General features: G+C 44.5%; 13 protein-coding genes. 7 read left to right on the forward strand and 6 right to left on the reverse strand.

The annotated features are described in order from the left end of the window. Positions 1-10: 10 nt before the first annotated feature. Entirely contained in the window at positions 11-1,258 is a 1,248-nt protein-coding gene (gene tyrS / locus IE039_RS02250) for a tyrosine--tRNA ligase (RefSeq protein WP_009999984.1), read from the reverse strand. A gap of 395 nt (positions 1,259-1,653) precedes the next feature. On the opposite strand from tyrS, the gene IE039_RS02255 reads away from it, so the two are divergent. Beyond that, complete coding sequence (locus IE039_RS02255; protein WP_189428657.1) at positions 1,654-2,592, forward strand: multidrug resistance efflux transporter family protein; 939 nt, start codon at positions 1,654-1,656, stop codon at positions 2,590-2,592. A gap of 48 nt (positions 2,593-2,640) precedes the next feature. On the opposite strand, the gene IE039_RS02260 is transcribed toward IE039_RS02255, so the two are convergent. Next, on the reverse strand, positions 2,641-3,078 hold the full coding sequence (locus IE039_RS02260) for a cysteine peptidase family C39 domain-containing protein (RefSeq protein ID WP_189428658.1): 438 nt from the start codon (positions 3,076-3,078) through the stop codon (positions 2,641-2,643). An 81-nt stretch (positions 3,079-3,159) separates the two neighbouring features. Further along, positions 3,160-3,417: a helix-turn-helix domain-containing protein gene (locus IE039_RS02265; RefSeq protein WP_010004894.1), complete on the reverse strand. Its 258-nt coding sequence runs from the start codon at positions 3,415-3,417 to the stop codon at positions 3,160-3,162. A gap of 99 nt (positions 3,418-3,516) precedes the next feature. On the opposite strand from IE039_RS02265, the gene IE039_RS02270 reads away from it, so the two are divergent. Beyond that, on the forward strand, positions 3,517-4,245 hold the full coding sequence (locus IE039_RS02270; RefSeq protein WP_189428659.1) for a helix-turn-helix domain-containing protein: 729 nt from the start codon (positions 3,517-3,519) through the stop codon (positions 4,243-4,245). Between the two features lie 266 nt (positions 4,246-4,511). Here the strand turns inward: IE039_RS02270 and pdxT are convergent, their stop codons facing one another. Both pdxT and pdxS read right to left on the reverse strand, forming a co-directional pair. Next, positions 4,512-5,066 (reverse strand): pyridoxal 5'-phosphate synthase glutaminase subunit PdxT, encoded by a 555-nt coding sequence (gene pdxT, locus IE039_RS02275; RefSeq protein ID WP_010003460.1) that lies wholly within the window; start codon positions 5,064-5,066, stop codon positions 4,512-4,514. Positions 5,067-5,078: 12 nt separating this feature from the next. Beyond that, positions 5,079-5,963, reverse strand: coding sequence for a pyridoxal 5'-phosphate synthase lyase subunit PdxS (pdxS, locus tag IE039_RS02280; RefSeq protein ID WP_373366927.1), 885 nt, complete (start codon positions 5,961-5,963; stop codon positions 5,079-5,081). A gap of 117 nt (positions 5,964-6,080) precedes the next feature. On the opposite strand from pdxS, the gene IE039_RS02285 reads away from it, so the two are divergent. From IE039_RS02285 to IE039_RS02305, 5 genes are all read left to right on the forward strand, one after another. Further along, the gene (locus tag IE039_RS02285; RefSeq protein WP_010003672.1) at positions 6,081-7,517 is read left to right on the forward strand and encodes an aminotransferase-like domain-containing protein; all 1,437 of its coding nucleotides are present in this window, start codon (positions 6,081-6,083) and stop codon (positions 7,515-7,517) included. Positions 7,518-7,606: 89 nt separating this feature from the next. Further along, positions 7,607-8,353, forward strand: a complete 747-nt coding sequence (locus IE039_RS02290; protein ID WP_010003673.1) for a helix-turn-helix domain-containing protein — start codon at positions 7,607-7,609, stop codon at positions 8,351-8,353. Between the two features lie 109 nt (positions 8,354-8,462). Then, positions 8,463-8,810, forward strand: a complete 348-nt coding sequence (locus IE039_RS02295) for a PadR family transcriptional regulator (protein ID WP_009999995.1) — start codon at positions 8,463-8,465, stop codon at positions 8,808-8,810. Further along, on the forward strand, positions 8,810-10,153 hold the full coding sequence (locus IE039_RS02300; protein ID WP_189428661.1) for a DUF4097 family beta strand repeat-containing protein: 1,344 nt from the start codon (positions 8,810-8,812) through the stop codon (positions 10,151-10,153). Before IE039_RS02295 ends, IE039_RS02300 begins: the two co-directional genes overlap by 1 nt. 57 nt (positions 10,154-10,210) lie before the next feature. Beyond that, the gene (locus IE039_RS02305; protein WP_010005492.1) at positions 10,211-10,465 is read left to right on the forward strand and encodes a PspC domain-containing protein; all 255 of its coding nucleotides are present in this window, start codon (positions 10,211-10,213) and stop codon (positions 10,463-10,465) included. Positions 10,466-10,598: 133 nt separating this feature from the next. Here the strand turns inward: IE039_RS02305 and gyrA are convergent, their stop codons facing one another. Next, positions 10,599-13,121 carry a DNA gyrase subunit A gene (gene gyrA / locus IE039_RS02310; RefSeq protein WP_068851271.1) on the reverse strand — a complete coding sequence of 841 codons (2,523 nt, stop codon included), beginning with the start codon at positions 13,119-13,121 and terminating at the stop codon, positions 10,599-10,601. Between the last annotated feature and the right edge of the window lie 39 nt (positions 13,122-13,160).

Here is a 13,160-nt window from a genome sequence, read left to right on the forward strand (position 1 = left end):
GGCTTTTTGATTATTTTACTTTGCCGAGGAAATACTTCTTCTTCCCACGACGGACCAATACAAATTGCCCATCGTAGTGTGTTGAAGGATCTACTTCAGCTGCGACATCGGTCACCTTTTCACCATTGATTGTAATAGCGCCGTTCGTCACGTCTTCTCGTGCTTGACGCTTTGATGGTTCCACACCACCATCAACCAAGAAGTCAACCACATTCTTGATTTCATTAGGTGTATCAAAGCTTGGTACGCCACCAAAGGCATCACCAATTTGCGCAGCCGAAAGCGTTGCCACATCCCCACTAAAGAGAGCCGCTGATAACTTTTCTGCGTCTTCAACAGCTGCTTGACCATGGACAAACTTCGTCACTTCTTGTGCCAAACGACGTTGTGCCAAACGATCACCTGGGCTTGTTTCAACGGCCTTCGCCAACGTTTCAATTTCATCCACGCTTAAGAAAGTGAAATACTTCAAGTACTTCACCACGTCAGCATCACTTTGATTCAACCAGAATTGGTAGAAAGTATAAGGTGAGGTCTTCTTTGGATCCAACCAGATAGCGTTTCCTTCAGATTTGCCAAACTTCTTACCCGTTGAATCCGTCATCAAAGGAATGGTGAGCCCAAAGGCCTTCGCATCATTGCCTTCAAGTGAATGGATCAAATCAATACCAGACGTGATGTTACCCCATTGATCAGAACCACCAATTTGCAACTTAACGTCTTCGCGACGCCACAATTCATGGAAATCAATCCCTTGTAACACTTGGTAAGTAAATTCAGTAAATGAAATTCCGGTTTCCAAACGTGACGCCACGACATCCTTTTTCAACATGACGTTAATTGAGAACAACTTCCCATAATCACGCAAAAAGTCGGTCAATGTCAATTTGCCTAGCCAATCATTGTTATTCACAATACGGGTGTCATCATCACCAAAGAGCTTTGTCACTTGCGCTGTGATGCCCTTTTCGTTTTCAGCTAATTGTTCAGGCGTCAAAAGTTGACGTTCTGTTGTGGGCCGTGGGTCGCCAATGGCCCCAGTTGCCCCACCAACAATAATCACTGCCTTACCACCAGCGTTTTGGAAACGCTTTAACACCATAAAGGGAATCAAGTGGCCAAGATGCAGAGAATCAGCAGTCGGGTCTGTCCCAACGTAAGCACCAATCTTGCCATCGGCCATTGCTTCTAATAACCCTTCTTCGTCTGTGACCTGATTTAACGCGCCACGCCATTTTAGATCTTCAATAAAATTCATCTGTCTCTCCTTTGTTGTCGTTAAAATAGCAAAAACCGTCCTATAACAACTATAGGACGGTTTTAACCGTGGTACCACCTAAATTGTAAGTCATCGGACCTACCACTTATTACGCCTTATCGCGGCAGACGTCATACTACTTAATGTTGTGTAACTCGAGCACAGCGGCGGGCTAGTTCACAGCACCCACTAACTTTCTTTGACGCGCCAATCTGTGTCTTTATCAACTGATGATGTTTTTATTATATCAGATAATCTGATCAATATGTGATTTTTATCAGAATTACGGCATGAATGCTTCGTCCATGACAGCAACACTCACATTATTTCTAGTCATCCCCGTTTTCTCTGGTAGAATGGCCTTATATCGCCTAAATTGCTTTTTGGAGGTTGCGATGTCAAACCGTTTAAAAGCCATTAGTATCGGTATTGTGGCCGCTTTTTTCTTTTCGATCACATTTATCGTTAACGAAGTCATGGCCAATGCCAAAGGTTACTGGGGCTATACTGCTGCCCTACGTTATCTTTGGATGCTCCCCTTAATGCTGATTGTGAATCGTTATTTAGGTTCCAATTTGGCACACGTCCTAGCCTTCATCAAACAAAACTTAATAGCGTGGCTCATCTGGTCACAAGTATGCTTTGTGTTGTTTTATGTACCCCTGAGTTGGGCAGTTGATTATCTCCCTGGTTGGCTGATTTCAGCAACTTGGCAACTCACGATTATCTTTGGGGTGTTAACCACCCCATTAGTTAAAGTCACACGACCAAATGGGCAAAAACAAGCACTAAAAATCCCACTGGCATCGCTGCCGTGGATGTTAGTCATTTTACTAGGTGTTTTGCTAACTGTCGCTGCTTTTCTCTACCACTTACAGCATATCACACCAATGCTGCTGGCAATTGGCGCCATCATGCTTGGGGCCGTCGCTTATCCGCTTGGTAATCGCAAAATTATGGCAGTGGTTGATCCGAGCATGACGGCAACCGAAAAAGTGCTGGCGATGTTGCTTTGTTCTTATCCTGTGTGGCTTTTAATTGCCGGACTTTCCTATCATCAGGTCGGTTTGCCGCATATGGGTCAAGTCATCAATACCTTTGTCGTCGCCTTATCTTCTGGCGTTATTGCAACCGTGCTCTTTTTTAAAGCTACCCAACTCGCGGCGCATAATATGCGAGAATTAGCTGCCGTTGAAGCGACCCAATCCATGGAAGTGGTGTTTTCCGTGCTCCTCAGCCTCATGTTTCTTGGCCATGCGCTCCCCACGCCAAGCCAACTATTAGGGTTGACGCTGATGGTAGGTGGCATTATTATGCTGGCGATTCGTGAATAAGCCCATCCGAAAACAAGCTGCCTGTTTTTTGGCAGTTTTTTTGTGCCCTTAGGTGCTTGCCGACGGTGGTGTGATGAACAAAGCAACCCCAGTCCACATACGACTAAATGCTGATAGCGACAGCTTAATTTTCCCCACTGCAGGATCTGGATCTGCCATGCATAAGTCCTGCCCAGCTCGCCCGTAAACCACGACATAATGATAGTCGCCAGTGGGTTGTCGGACATGGACAATAAATGGCAACAGTAAATCAGGTTGGGTTAATAACGTCTGATCTGCTTGCAGAGCCAACGTGTCAAAATGAAGCGTTTGCGCTGCTGACAATAACCCATAGGCTGTTGTGCCTAACGCATTAGTCTGCGTCAATTGGCGTAGCCGTGACAGCGCTGGAGATGTCCCATAGTGGGCAATCACCATGGCTAGGGCTGCCAGTCCGCAAGCCATTTCATCTTCTTGTGCGATATATTGGAAGTTTGGTTGTGTCATCTTATGTTTTAGCCAATACCATATCGGCACGCTGCTTATCATGTTATCCGTTTATAATAGGTTTTAGATTAGTCATGGTCATTATTTCAACATACGGTCACAAGTTGTGTTAAACAGCTCCGCCATTTGAATAATGAGATCAACATCGGGTAACCGCTTACCTTCTTCATAACGCGCAATGGTTGAGGTACAAACATTTAACTTGTCCGCCAAATCCCGACGGCTAAGTCGCGCCCCGGTTCTAAGTGCTGTTAAATTTTGAGGTAATTGATGGCCACCAGTAATTTGCTTTAACTGTGCAATGGTCATTTGCTGATAACGTGTCTGATTCAACATCATTTTCTCCTTATTTTCGTCTGCCTACCACGACATGTACTATTGGATTTCTGCCAATACTATCATTGTACGAAGATCGCATCAAAACGCTTGGAGAAAATTATGACAATTGGTCACCAGATTAAATTGCTAAGACAGTCAAAAGGGCTCACCCAACGCGATTTGGCAGATACGCTTTATATTTCCTATCAAGCTGTCTCCAATTGGGAGCGCCATCAAAGTCAGCCCACCGCTGATATGTTGCTTGCTATCCTTGAAAAATATCACTTACCACATGACTTTTTCATCACCCAATCAAGTCAACAACACTGCACGCAAGAAAAAGAACAAATCTTACGTGGTTTTTTGGAGAGTCTCATGTATTGTGCCAGTAAACCGCCAAGTTATGCCACAATTGCCCAGTTTGCGAATCTCTCAATCACGCAAATTTGCCAACACTTTCCCGATTATGATGCACTCGTTAATCAGTTTATGGTCACCGTTGACGACCAGATTAAACCCAACGTTGAACTGCATCTTATCGCACACGAAGATTTGATCACGATTTTTTCAACCCATATGGCGCCACGCTTATATGCCGAACGGCAGAAATTGCACCTGTTATACACCCGTCCCTACTTGAAAGACACTTGGTTACGCTTTATTAAAGGACGCTACAAACAACTTATCCGACAATGGCAACCAAAAGCCATCGAAGCCACCTACATGCTTGACGTGCTTATTACGTTCATTTCTGTGTGGTTGAGTGCCATACACCCCGAACCATTGGCAACTTTTCAACGGCGTATTCAGCATCTTACCCGCATCCCTATGCAATCTTGGCCACAGTAAAATCCCAGGCACCGCGTGTAGCGGTACCTGGGATTTTTTAATTTTAGACAATAAAAAACCTACACCACTCATCACTACCCTGACCTAAAGTCTGTCTTAAGTTAGATGTTTAGCATAGGTACCCCTAGTTTGAGAACTCTGTTTCAATATGTAACAGCCTCACCTAGTATTCTATCAAATTGTCGGCTTAAAAAATTCAATTTATAACGCTATTTTTTTGCGTAAAACATATGCGTGACTTTTTATAACAATTGTGTTATATAAAATCATTTATTCGCAATTAACTGAATAAATTTTTCATGAAAACGTGTATCAGCTGTCAATTCTGGATGAAAAGCGGTCACTAAAATATGTGCATATTGCGCCGTGATCACCTTTTCGTCATCAATTGTGGCCAAAACCGTTACCGATTCATCAACAGCTGTCAGATACGGCGCCCGAATGAAAACACCATGAAACAGTTCATCAAATCCAACCACCGAAATGGCTTGCTCAAAACTATCTTTTTGCCGGCCAAAGCCATTACGCACCACCGTTGCTGGTAACGCGCCAAATGCCTTTGCTTGGGTTAAAAGCACCATTCCAGCACAGGTGCCAAAAACTGGTAAGCCAGCCTGAATCAACTGTCTTAACGGCTCAAGTAGTTGTTCTTGTACGAGCAATTTGTAAATCACTGTACTCTCCCCACCGGGAATAATAAGCCCATCAATGCCCGATAAGTCGGCAGCTTTTTTGATTAATTTTGCATCAACTTGGCACTTAGTCAACATGTCAACATGTTCACTGACTGCCCCTTGTAAATCCAATACGCCAACAATCATTCCTATTCTCCCTTAGATGCCACGACTGGCCATTTTTTGGTCTTCTGAAAGCGTGGCTATTTCAATGCCCTTCATAGGCTTACCAATATTTTTTGACACTTCGGCAATCAAAGCGTAATCAGTGGGATGCGCCGTTGCGGCCACGATCGCTTTGGCAAATTTTTCTGGATTTTCGGAGTGGAAAATGCCTGAACCCACAAACACCCCATCAGCGCCAAGGTTCATCATCAAGGCAGCATCTGCTGGCGTAGACACACCGCCCGCAGCAAAATTAATGACAGGTAGCTTGCCATGTTCATGAACGTAGGTCACCAAATCATACGGTGCCCGCAAATCACGGGCAATCGTCATTAATTGATTCGGGTTGGCCGCTTGCACTTGCGCAATTTGTTCATTAACTTTTTCCATGTGGCGGACTGCTTCAATGATATTGCCCGTCCCTGGTTCGCCTTTGGTCCGTAACATTGAAGCCCCTTCACCAATCCGGCGTAAGGCTTCGCCCAGATCACGGCAGCCACACACAAATGGCACCTCAAAGGCCGTTTTATCAATGTGGTAGGTGTCATCTGCTGGGGTTAGCACTTCACTTTCATCAATGTAATCCACGCCGACCGCTTCTAACACACATGCTTCAACAAAATGCCCAATGCGTGCTTTTGCCATCACCGGAATTGTTACGGCGGCCATAATTTGTTCGACCATGGCTGGATCAGACATGCGTGCGACACCGCCAGCAGCGCGAATATCAGATGGGACACGTTCTAGGGCCATGACAGCTACAGCACCAGCTGCTTCAGCAATTTTTGCTTGTTCGACGTTGGCAACGTCCATAATCACGCCGCCTTTTTGCATTTGTGCCATCCCGCGCTTAACCAATGTGGTGCCTTTTTCCATGATTCATACTCCTCTAATGTTTGTGATTTGAATTTCATTCTATTTTAAGTTATGCTGAATTGACTGAGAACAACCAATTGGTTTAATTTTTGACCAACCAATTTAAAAGGAGCACCGATCTTGCGCTGGCAACTACCATCACACGACAAAAAGGCCGTCTACTTGCAGCTGATTAATGTCATTTTACAAGGGATTGAACAAGGCGCCTTACTACCAGGCGAACAACTGCCACCAGAACGCCAACTTGCACATGACTTAGGCGTCAACCGTTCAACCGTCCAACACGCCCTCAATGAATTAGTCAGCCAAGGGATTTTACTGCGGCAACAAGGGAGTGGCACTTGGGTTAACTCGGGCAAATGGGGTGTTTTATCGGCACATGTCAACTGGCGAAACTACTTTACAACGGATCGTTTAAGTGATCCGGAAAGCTTTATGGTGCAACTCAAACAATTACGACAACAGCCGGAAGTTTTAAATTTAGCCGACAGTCAGACCGAAAATGCGCCTTTACGTCAGCTAGCACTCCCAAGTATCGCCATGGCCACGCTACTGCAACAAAACACCGCCAACGCAATGAGTGGTAGTCCCGCATTAAAAGCACAAATCAGGCGACACTTGCACCCCTATCTCAACCAACCCCTGCCAGATGAGCAACTCCTGATTACCGCGGGTGCCCAGCAAGCCTTTTTCTTAATTGCCCAAGGATTGTTATCCTATGGTGATGCCATTGCCATTGAATCGCCGTCTTATTTGTACCAACTCGCCTTATTTCAAGTCGCCGGTATTCGGGTTTTTGGCGTGCCACGCACAAAAAATGGCGGGCTATCCCTCGACGATTTGCAACATTTATATTACCAACACCATTTAAAATTCATCTTCGTCAATCCAACCAATCAAAACCCAACGACTCAAACCATGCCATTAGCTGAACGGCACGCCCTGATTGCGCGGTGCCGGCAACTCAATTTACCCATTGTTGAAGACGATCCTTTTGGCTTCACACTCGCGCTTAGTCAGCAAAGTATCCCCACGCTTAAGCAATTGGATCCCAATAATGTTATCTATATCGGTTCCCTTTCTGAATTTAGTGGTGCTGACACCCGAATTGGTTGGTTGATTGCCCCACCAGCCATCGTTACGCGCTTATCAGAAATTCGCCAAGAAATGGAATCCGGCATCAGTATTTTTTCTCAGTATCTGGCAACCCAACTCTTGAGCCACCCCAACTTAGCCGACTTGGTCGCCCAGCAGCAACACCAATTAGCGCATGCGCGCCAACGGCTGTTACGCCTACTCGCACCCTTTGTGGCACAAGGTCAATTGGCTTATCAAATCCCGACTTTAGGCAATACACTGTGGCTTCATATTTTAACCAAATCGACAATGACCCGCGCTGATTATCAAGTATTTCTCGATCAGCAACTGCTGGTTCTACCAGATTTCTTATTTGGTCGTCACAGTAACCATGTCCGTTTAAGCTATTCGCAACTCCCCGCGGATGATACCCTATTAAAGCAACGTCTACAGGCCGTAATGGCACAATTAATCGATTGACGACTAGGTTTTTTAAACCAGTTAGTGTATGATGAACGTGTTTAGTACACGCCCTGCATCATTTAAAAGATAAAATTTGAGGAAAAATAATGGCGATTGGTAACCAAATTAAAGCGCTACGAAAATCACTTGGCTTGACCCAACAAACATTTGCTGACAAACTATTTATTTCCTATCAATCCGTTTCCAATTGGGAACGGGCTAAAAACCATCCTACCGCTGAAATGATGCTCACCATCATTGAAACGTTTCATTTACCGCTGAATTTTTTTATGCCCAGCGACCAAAATAGTCAAGATCTCGATGACGAACAACTCATTTTAGCCGCTTTCATTAAAAGTATGCGCGCGAGTGCTGATAAAATCCCGACAATGGCAGCCATTGCCCAATTGGCTGGCCTATCCATTGAACGCGTCATGGCTTATTTCCCAACGTTCGATGATTTAGCTTATGCCACTATTAATGCTGTCGATGATAATATTAAAACCAAAATCGAGTCGCGGTTAGCCGTTGAACCTGATATTTTAACGGTTTTTATCAATGATATGACGCCCTTACTTTATCAAGAACACAAAGTTCTCCATATCTTATATACGCGACCCTATATTCGTGGGGTGTGGGTACAATTCTTGAAAGCCAAATATAAGTCCCTTTTGATTAAATATCAACCACGGGCGGCGCAAGATGTCCTGGGTACGGAATACTACATCGAAACCTTAACTGGCTTTATCTCGGTTTGGATGAGCCAAAAAAAGCCTGAATCCTTAACTGATTATCAAAAACGGTTACGTGCTTTGACAAGCCAGCCACTCGCCATGTGGCATACCTTAAGTTAAAAAAGACAACCATTGCTTCGTTGTCTTTTTTACTCTGCTTGACAAATTACTTTGACAAACACAGTAATTTTTCCTATAATGAACTCAAGATTAAGTGGAGGACAATAAGATGTCAATTTCTAAAGACCTTATTCGTGGTCACATTGATACCATGATTCTCAATATTCTCCAACAGCAGGATTCTTATGGTTATCAAGTCGCCAAATCAGTTCGCTTACTCAGCCAGCAACAATATGAACTGAACGAAGCAACTTTATACACGGCTTTTCGGCGTTTAGAAAAAAGTGGTGATATTACCAGTTATTGGGGCGATGAAACCCAAGGGGCTCGCCGGAAATACTATAAGATTACTGCTACTGGCCAGCAACACCTCCAACAAGCGATTGTTGACTGGCAATTTGCAAAAGATGTGATTAGCCAGCTCATCACTGGCACGATTGCAGAAGGAGACAAATAATGACTTCAATTGAACTCGCGATACGTACTCGCCTAGACGTTATTTTTTCAAAATATACGCCTAATCCGCAACTTACTGAATTTAAAGAAGAACTCGTGGCTGATTTGCTGGATGCCTATCAAGATTTTGCCCAACAAGACAAATCACATGAAGAAGCACTCGATGACACCTTTGCGCAGTTAGGGGATATTGACGCTATTTTACAAGACATGAGTGATTCACATACCCAACAAACTGCGTCTGATGACGAGACAACCCAAGATGCGACAGCCCGCTTCTTTGATTTGTCAGATGATGGCTTGCGCCTTGGTAATCTACACATTAATGGTCAAGGTGTCCGTTTAGGTGACGATATTATCCTTGATGGTAAAAATAATAAAGTACAATTTGGTGATTGGCTGCATGTTGACCGCGCTGGTGCACGGGTTGGTCGTAAATTCTACGCCTTTGATACCACTGACGACGATACCACAACCTTTACCGAACAGGCATCAACAAACTCACCACATTGGACTGCGGCGCATCACAGTATTCAGCTGCCCGTTACCGATCAAGCACTTGTTTTGAATTATAAAAACGCTACCTTAAATTTTTATCGTAACGATAAGACGGATCTCGTAACCATTGATGAATTTTTCAGTCGCGATAATCAACGCTATTTTGCATCAGTATCCGAAACGCAGGATCAAGTGGTGGTTACCCAAGGTGATACACCACGACTTTTTCAAGTAAAAGTCCATGTGAATATCGGTTTACCACAAAACTTTTCCGATGGTCATCTGACGGTTACAAATCACGCCGGTCAAGTGATCGCAAAAAACCTCACCCTGAAAACCTTTAATTTGAATCTGACGGCAGGTAGCTTTCACATCAAGCACCTTCAAGTTCACGAAGCCAATTGGGATTTCAAAGCCAGTGATGTCAGCGGCCGAGATATCACAATTGCGCACGCTAAGATGACCAATCAAGCTGGTCGCATCCAACTTGACCATGTCACGTTACCACACAGTCAAATCAACGCAACGTCTGGCACAATTAAAGTTGATCATTTTATCGGTGGTGGGCAATTTAACACGACATCTGGTACTTTGCGCCTCAAAGTTCAGACACTCACGCACGACTTGCAATTACAAGTCCTCAGCAGCGATATTCGTCTAACGATGCCTGACACGCAAGATTACTATTTCGATCTCTCATCACAATCAGGCAGTGTGACCATGCCTAACCGACCTGATATGCATTTTAACCACAATACGCCGCAGGCAAAGCGTGGCTTTACTGGTCAAATGCCAGAATTTACCATTGCGGCCTCAGTAGATTTGGGTACTATCAAAGTCTACTAATGCTGCACATTATCACTGTCATCGTACAATTTTTCATTCAATAAAAGGAGACCTATCATGTCAAAAAAGAAGCATTTAACACGTTCTCGTTCAAACCGTATTCTCGGCGGCGTTCTAGGTGGGATTGCCGAATATTTCGGTTGGGATGTGACCCTTACCCGTATTATTTACGTGATCATCTCTCTGATGGCCTTTCCAGGCATTATTTTCTATCTTTTGGCTTGGATTATCATCCCCGATGGACCACGGCAAACCACTTATCATACTTATGAAACAGGGGCACGGCGTGACGTTACCCCAGATGATGACTAATTGGTGTGTGTAAACGGTCATTGTCTCGTATCATTTAGTATCCCGTTAGCAAGCGCATAAACACTGTTTATAGCGCACAAAAAGCCCGCTGATGATCATCAGCGGGCTTTTTGTATGTCTGGATAATGCTTGATTAATCTTCTAAATCATCCGTTAATTGTTCAACGATTTGCGTCGTTTGTTCAATCACTTCTTCTGTTTCACGTGAAACATCTTCCGTTGTTTCGTGTTCAACCTTTGCTAATGTTGCCACTTTGGCACCATCTTCTAAGCGAATCAAACGTACACCTAGGGTTGCACGACCAGTTTGGCTCACGGATGCCACGGCAAAGCGAATCATCACGCCTTGTGTCGTTGTCACCATAATATCCTCATCGCCGCGGACGATCGTCATTCCAGCTAACACACCGTTTTTATCCGTAATATTTGCTGTTTTGATCCCTTTACCGCCACGACCCTTAATTGGATACTCAGTGGCCGGTGTTTGCTTGCCGTAACCTTTTTCCGTGATGACCAACACGTTCTCGGTGTCGTCCACGACGTCTGCGCCAATGACTAAATCATTCTCGCGCAAACGAATGCCACGCACACCGGCAGCAGCACGGCCCATGATTCGGACATCTGCTTCAACAAAGCGCACAGAATAACCGTCCTTTGTGGCAATTAACACACTTTGTGTCCCATCCGTAATTTGAACAGACAAAACTTCATCATCGTCATGCAACGTTAAGGCTTTCAAACCGTTCGTCCGAATATTGGCAAATTCACTCACCGCTGTTCGCTTTACGACACCTAGCCGTGTTACAAAGAACAAATAATCATGACTGTCAGTTGCTTCCCCATGCACATTGATGAGGGTTTGAATCTTTTCATCGCCTTCAAAGTGCAATAAGTTCACAACCGGAATCCCTTTGGCTTGACGGCCATACTCTGGCACTTCATACCCCTTCATCCGGTAAACTTTACCCTTATTGGTGAAGAATAGTAGCGTATCATGCGTTGATGTGGCAACCATTTGATCAACAAAGTCTTCATCATTGACATTCATGCCTTGCACACCACGACCACCACGGTTTTGTGCCTTAAATTCAGCTTGTGGGACACGCTTAATGTAGCCATTACGCGTCAACGTGATAATCACGTCTTCTTCTTCAATCAGATCTTCATCTTCTAGGGTCGTCACATCCCCAACTTGAAGTTCTGTGCGACGTTCATCACCAAACTTCGTTTGAATGTCGAGCAATTCATCATAAATCAATTGATCAACACGTTCTTGATGCGCCAAAATATCCTTCAAATCAGTAATTAATTCGACTAATTTCTGATACTCATCTTCGATTTTGTCACGTTCCAAGCCCGTTAAACGGACCAAACGCATATCCAAAATCGCTTGCGCTTGCTTATCTGTCAGCGCATACCCATCAATCAAACGGGTCTTGGCTTCTTCAGAAGTCGCTGATGAGCGAATAATCGTAATAATCGCGTCGATATGATCTAAAGCAATACGTAACCCTTCTAAAATGTGGGCGCGTGCTTGGGCCTTTTGTAAGTCAAAGGCTGTTCGACGGCGAATGACTTCACGTTGGTGCGTCAGGTAAGCCTCCAAAATAGCCTTCAAACTCATCGTTTGTGGCTTACCACCATTAATCGCCAACATATTGAAGCTAAAGTTCGTTTGCAGCAACGTTTCCTTATACAAATTATTCAAAATAACACTGGCTGACGCATCACGACGCACGTCAATTGAAATCCGTAGCCCGTCACGATCTGATTCATCACGGATACCCGTAATACCCTCAATGCGCTTATCACGTGCCAATTCGGAAATTCGTTCAATTAAACGCGCTTTATTGACGGCATAAGGTAATTCCGTCACGATAATCTGTTCTTTACCAGTCTTTGTCTGCTCAATATCCACTTTGGCACGAACAGTCACTCGACCGCGACCAGTTTCATAGGCCCGACGAATACCAGACTTGCCCATCACAATCCCACCAGTAGGGAAATCAGGCCCTGGTAAAGCTTCCATCAAATCTGAGGTCGTGGCCGCAGCATTATTCATTAAGACATGAATAGCTGAAATTACTTCACCTAAATTATGCGTTGGAATATTGGTCGCCATCCCAACCGCAATACCTGTTGCCCCATTGACCAACAGGTTTGGGAAACGAGCTGGCAAGACTTCTGGTTCACGTTCTTCACCATCATAGTTGGGAACGAAGTTGACCGTGTCTTTATTTAAATCACGGACCATTTCCATTGCCACTTTTGACAGACGGGCTTCGGTATAACGCATCGCCGCAGCACCATCACCATCGACAGAACCAAAGTTACCGTGGCCGTCGACTAGCATGTGTCGGTATGAAAATGGTTGTGCCATGCGCACCATTGATTCATAAATCGCTGAATCACCGTGCGGATGATATTTACCCATGACATCCCCGACAATACGCGCTGATTTTTTATGCGGCTTATCGGGCGTGTTGCCTTGTTCAATCATTGAATACAAAATACGACGATGAACTGGCTTCATACCATCACGGACATCAGGCAAGGCACGCGCCACAATTACTGACATGGCGTATGACAGGAATGATGTTTTCATTTGTTCTGACAAATTCGCATTACGAATACGCGCGTCATTTTGTTCAGACATTGTTTACTCCTTGTAAAGTTCTTCTGCGATAGCATGATG

Origin of the sequence: Leuconostoc lactis KCTC 3528 = DSM 20202 (genome assembly GCF_014651235.1) — a bacterium.
GTDB classification, from domain to species: Bacteria; Bacillota; Bacilli; order Lactobacillales; family Lactobacillaceae; genus Leuconostoc; species Leuconostoc lactis.